Source organism: Shewanella sp. SG41-4 (assembly GCF_014164505.1).
Taxonomy (GTDB): Bacteria; Pseudomonadota; Gammaproteobacteria; order Enterobacterales; family Shewanellaceae; genus Shewanella.
The window spans coordinates 1-5,112 of sequence record NZ_JACJFI010000269.1 but is presented as its reverse complement, the minus strand read 5'-3'; the positions used below and the strand labels follow the sequence as shown (position 1 = coordinate 5,112).

The 5,112-nt window shown below is 41.0% G+C and carries 5 protein-coding genes and 1 pseudogene; 5 read left to right on the top strand and 1 reads right to left on the bottom strand.

Annotation, left to right across the window (positions count from 1 at the left end; all coding sequences use genetic code 11):
• Together H5202_RS17785 and H5202_RS17780 are read left to right on the top strand one after the other, a co-directional pair.
• Window positions 1-237: pseudogene (locus H5202_RS17785) on the top strand (hypothetical protein); the annotation flags it as partial.
• Complete coding sequence (locus H5202_RS17780) at window positions 230-463, top strand: helix-turn-helix transcriptional regulator (protein WP_101088159.1); 234 nt, start codon at window positions 230-232, stop codon at window positions 461-463. The pseudogene H5202_RS17785 and the gene H5202_RS17780, both read left to right, overlap by 8 nt.
• 61 nt (window positions 464-524) lie before the next feature.
• On the opposite strand, the gene H5202_RS17775 is transcribed toward H5202_RS17780, so the two are convergent.
• Window positions 525-1,361: a GGDEF domain-containing protein gene (locus tag H5202_RS17775; protein ID WP_182773245.1), complete on the bottom strand. Its 837-nt coding sequence runs from the start codon at window positions 1,359-1,361 to the stop codon at window positions 525-527.
• Between the two features lie 562 nt (window positions 1,362-1,923).
• Between H5202_RS17775 and recR the strand changes: the two genes are divergently transcribed.
• The 3 genes from recR to H5202_RS17760 all read left to right on the top strand — a co-directional run.
• A complete protein-coding gene (gene recR, locus H5202_RS17770) occupies window positions 1,924-2,523 on the top strand; it encodes a recombination mediator RecR (RefSeq protein WP_182773244.1) in 600 nt (199 codons plus the stop codon).
• A 279-nt stretch (window positions 2,524-2,802) separates the two neighbouring features.
• On the top strand, window positions 2,803-4,716 hold the full coding sequence (gene htpG, locus H5202_RS17765) for a molecular chaperone HtpG (RefSeq protein WP_182773243.1): 1,914 nt from the start codon (window positions 2,803-2,805) through the stop codon (window positions 4,714-4,716).
• 66 nt (window positions 4,717-4,782) lie between these two features.
• Window positions 4,783-5,112: thioredoxin domain-containing protein (locus H5202_RS17760; RefSeq protein WP_259397371.1), on the top strand; the 330-nt coding region annotated here is incomplete at its 3' end.

Genomic DNA, 5,112 nt, shown 5'->3' with positions numbered 1-5,112 from the left:
GTGAGAGAAAAGCAAATCAGTTTAGTTGGCTATAAATATTCGGCTATCATTTTGCAAGTGGGCGTTGTGTTCGCCATCTTTCAGTATAATATCGCCGCCCAAGATTTTGATTTTATGCAACAACGGACTGTGCCGTATTTACCACTGCATATTTTAATTGTGGCTTTTCTAACTGCTGAGCTGGCACATTACGGAGTGCAATTGTATAAGGGGCGCACTGGTGATATTTATGGATAATCGGGATGATGTAAAAGTAGGGATTTCAAATACTATTCGTACTTTACGTTTTTTACATAATGAAATGACGCAAAAGCAACTGGCCGAACAAATTGGCGTAACACGACAAACAGTGATGGCAATTGAATCAAATAAGTACTCTCCAACACTTGAAGTGGCGTTTAAAATTGCAGAGGTATTTAATTTACCGCTGGATAAGGTTTTTACTTATCGTTCAGGTAAGTAACCTAAACACGTGATAATAAAACCCCCTCAAACAGCCTTTTGTTACGTTATTTATGCCCTGTTTAAGCCACTCTTACTTGGTTGCGGCCATTTTGTTTTGATTGATAGAGTGCCCTGTCTGCATTTTTAATCAGGCACTGGTAGTCTTTACATTCAGATGTCATTCCAGCAACACCTACACTCACTGTGACACCAATGGAAAGTATATCTATTTCAGACTCACCAGGCAGCGCCAGCTGAATGTTTTCGATAATAGTCCTGAGTCGTTCAGCAAGTGTATAAGATGTAGAAACTTGGGTTAGCGGGAGGATGACAATAAACTCTTCACCACCATAACGAGCCACTATATCTGATTCTCTTAACGACATTTTAATGTTCTGGGCGATATTTTTCAAAACTAAGTCACCAATCTGATGACCATACTTATCATTAATGTTTTTGAAATGGTCGATATCGATAAGGAAGATGGATAGTGGTTTAGAATAACTTTGCGCCCTTTGCGTTTCTTCTTTCAGGCGACGATCTAAGTATCGGCGGTTAAATATACCTGTTAATGAGTCGGTGATGTTTTCTTGTTTAAGGGCATGCATCTGCATAATGTCACTGGTGGTTTTGAGGGACAGGCTACAAACAACAAATACAAAAATAGCTCCGCAAAAAAATATCACCGGCACCACTAGATCAAGTGGTTGAGAAAATGTCACCAAGCTAAATTTTGCATAAATGACATAACCTATGATAAAAAAAAGGATCAGCAGAATGAGAAAACCCCAACTGTGGCGCAATTCGCCGGTTGGAAGTCGGCGAAATATTGTCCATACCGGTGAGATAGCCATTGCAAGTAATAGCGCTCCGCAAATAACCAATCCACTACCTAATAGTGGTAAAACATCTTGCATATTGAGTCCTTGCATTGGTGACACTTTTATATGGAAACTCATCTATTGGAAGTGTTTTTAATATTATCGTAAATGTCTTCCTTATGTCCCCCACAGACACTATTAAGTACTGATCAGTAGAATATCAGATGGATTGAACAAGAAAAGTGATGGCTCTCAAAGTTAATTAATTCCTTATTTTCTGGTTGTGTCTAAAGCCATAAAGATGAGTCAATAGAGTTGTCTTTAAGTTGGTTTTTTGGTTTTTAAATAGATGTAGATACAGGTTGTTTCATTATTAATCTGTTCCCGTAATCACGGTAATTTTTTACTAAAAGTAATCGTTGAGCAATTCACCTACCTACGATGGCTCTGGTCATAGAGTTAACGTTTTCAATAAGAACACTGTTAATTCGCCGATTGTGGCTTCATTTATTGCAACAGAGGTTTTAATCTTTGCATTCAAACGCTGCACAGACAATAATCGCATTGCTTTGGCGTTTCCGCGTATTGGCTTAGCCGATCACAAGACGGGTTCACCATGACATTACAATGAGTTTAGTTATTAAGGTATTGGCAATTTATGAAATTTAGTCCTTTGGTCGATGAATTAATTCAATCTTTACGTGCGTTGCCTGGCGTCGGCCCTAAGTCTGCACAGCGTATGGCATTTCAATTACTTGAGCGTGAACGTAAAGTGGGCCTTAAGCTCGCAGATTCGTTGCAAAAAGCCATGTCTGAAGTTGGACATTGTCAAAGTTGTCGTACGTTTACCGAACAAGATTTATGCCCTATATGCAGTAGCCATCGTCGCATTAATACTGGGATTATTTGCGTGGTTGAAACGCCTGCTGATGTGCTTGCTATTGAAGCTGGTGGCCATTTTAATGGCCGTTATTTTGTGCTGTTAGGACACTTATCGCCGTTAGACGGTGTTGGTCCTGAAGAGTTGGGGCTAGCGCTACTTGAGCGCCATTTAACGTCGAATGAGGTGAGCGAGCTTATTCTTGCTACCAATCCGACCGTTGAGGGTGACGCCACTGCACATTTTATTGCTGATATGGCCAGAAGGCATAATGTGGTGATTAGTCGTATTGCTCATGGCGTCCCCGTGGGTGGAGAGCTTGAGTACGTTGATAGCACCACTTTAGCATTATCTTTTTATGGTCGTATTCCGCTGTAATAGCCCTACACCTGATTAAAAACCAAGATGCCAGCAAGTCTAAAAATTAGATTTGTTGGCATTTTTTATTCCACTATGGATGAGTCATGGAGGAACACAGGCTGCAAAAATGTGTCATATTGAGCTGATTTGGTCTTATCTGATGATTTATTATTCAACAAGACGGTGTTGCCCCTTGAAAATATTGTAACGTCCCCCATCTCTTGGTTAACACAGAATTTTAGGCGAGTGGATTTTTCGACTCGTGATTGTTTAAACGTAACACCAAGGGAAATACTCATGTCACAACAAGAAACTCATGGCTTTCAAACCGAAGTAAAACAACTTCTGCAATTGATGATCCACTCTCTGTATTCGAATAAAGAGATTTTCTTACGTGAGCTAGTCTCAAATGCGGCCGATGCAGCAGATAAGCTTCGCTATTTAGCATTAACTGACGATACCTTATATGAAGGTAACGGTGATTTACGCGTTCGTGTTAGTGCGAATAAAGAAAAGGGCACAGTAACTATTTCAGATAATGGTATTGGCATGACCCGCGATAGCGTTATCGAACATTTAGGGACTATCGCCAAGTCTGGCACCAAAGAATTTTTTAGTAATCTTTCTGGCGAAGCGTCAAAAGATTCACAACTCATTGGTCAGTTTGGTGTGGGCTTCTATTCGGCTTTCATTGTAGCGAAAAAAGTCACTGTACGCACTCGTGCTGCCGGCCATGCTGCTAACGAAGGTGTATTGTGGGAATCTGAAGGCGAAGGTTCATTCAATGTAGAAAGTATCACTAAAAATGAACGTGGTACTGAAATTGTGCTGCATTTACGTGACGAAGAAACTGAATTTGCTGACGATTACCGTTTACGCTCAATTATCACTAAGTATTCTGATCATATCTCTGTTCCAGTACAAATGTGGAATGAAGGTACACCTGAGTCAGACGGCCCTGATGGCGAGAAAGTCGCGGCAACAGAAGGTGAGTGGAAAGTGATGAACAAAGCGACAGCGCTTTGGACTCGTAATAAGTCAGACATCACTGAAGAAGAATACCAAGAGTTTTACAAGCATATTTCTCACGATTACAGCGACGCTTTAAAATGGTCTCACAATCGTGTTGAAGGTAAACAAGAATACACCAGTTTACTGTACATCCCAGCCAAAGCACCTTGGGATATGTGGAACCGCGACCATAAGCATGGCTTGAAACTGTTTGTTCAACGTGTATTTATTATGGATGAAGCGGAACAGTTTTTACCAACATACTTGCGCTTTGTACGTGGATTAATCGATTCAAATGATTTGCCATTAAACGTATCTCGCGAAATATTACAAGATAACCAGGTAACAACAGCAATGCGCGTGGGCATCACCAAACGTGTGTTGGGTATGCTTGAAAAGCTGGCTAAAGATGAGCCAGAACAGTATCAATCTTTCTGGGCTGAATTTGGTCAAGTATTAAAAGAAGGCCCAGCAGAAGACTTTGCTAACAAAGAACGCATTGCAGGCTTATTGCGTTTTGCTTCTACTTATGACAACTCTGCCGCAACAACAGTGTCATTAGAGGCCTATATTGAGCGCATGAAAGCGGGTCAAGACAAGATTTATTATATCGTTGCTGACAGTCATGAAGCTGCCGCAAATAGTCCTCATCTTGAGTTGCTGCGTAAAAAAGGCATCGAAGTATTGTTATTGTCTGAACGTATCGATGAGTGGTTGGTTAATCACTTAACTGAGTTCAAAGACAAGAAGCTACATTCAGTGACACGTGGTGATTTAGAGTTAGGTGAACTTGAAGATGCAGCTGATAAAGAAGCTCATGACAAAGTTGCTGAAGAGTCTAAAGGTTTAATTGAGCGTGTTAAAGCTGCGTTAGCAGACAGCGTTTCTGAGGTTCGTGTTACTTCACGTCTAACTGACACGCCAGCGTGTGTGGTCGCGGGTGAAGGTGAAATGTCGACGCAGATGATTAAACTGATGCAAGCAGCTGGTCAGCCTGTGCCAGAGTCTAAGCCAACATTTGAGATTAACCCAACGCATCCTTTGGTTGAGCATTTGAATAACGAAACTGACGAGCAATTGTTTGCTGATTGGGCTAACTTGTTATTACAACAGGCCTTGCTATCCGAGAAAGGCAGTTTGGCAGACCCTTCAGCGTTTATTAAACTCACCAATCAGATGTTATTGGCGAGTGTAAAGTAAACTCGATTTAAGCAGTAAAAGCGGACAATAAGTCCGCTTTTGTTTTTGTCATTCTGCGGAGGCAATATGGACTACCTCATTAATCTTACTAAAGACAATATTCAACAAGTTGTTGATACCTCAATGCAAAAAATGGTGGTATTAGCATTTTGGGCGCAACAGCAGCCCGAAAGTGTACAAATGTTGCAGACGCTGGAACATCTTGCCAATAGCCAAGGTGGGCGATTTATTCTCGCTAAAGTGGATTGTGAAACCGAGTTAGAAATTGCTAACTACTTCCAAATTCAGAATGTACCGACCACATTAATTTTAGATAAAGGCAGACCCATTGATGGTTTTGCTGGGGCGCAAAGCCAGGAACAGATTAGTGATTTGCTCGACAAACATTTACCACCG

Excerpts from the sequence above, each read along its gene's own strand:
- H5202_RS17775 (WP_182773245.1), bottom strand. The coding sequence starts at position 1,361 with ATGCAAGATGTTTTACCACTATTAGGTAGTGGATTGGTTATTTGCGGA.
- htpG (WP_182773243.1), top strand. The coding sequence starts at position 2,803 with ATGTCACAACAAGAAACTCATGGCTTTCAAACCGAAGTAAAACAACTT.
- recR (WP_182773244.1), top strand. The coding sequence starts at position 1,924 with ATGAAATTTAGTCCTTTGGTCGATGAATTAATTCAATCTTTACGTGCG.
- H5202_RS17780 (WP_101088159.1), top strand. The coding sequence starts at position 230 with ATGGATAATCGGGATGATGTAAAAGTAGGGATTTCAAATACTATTCGT.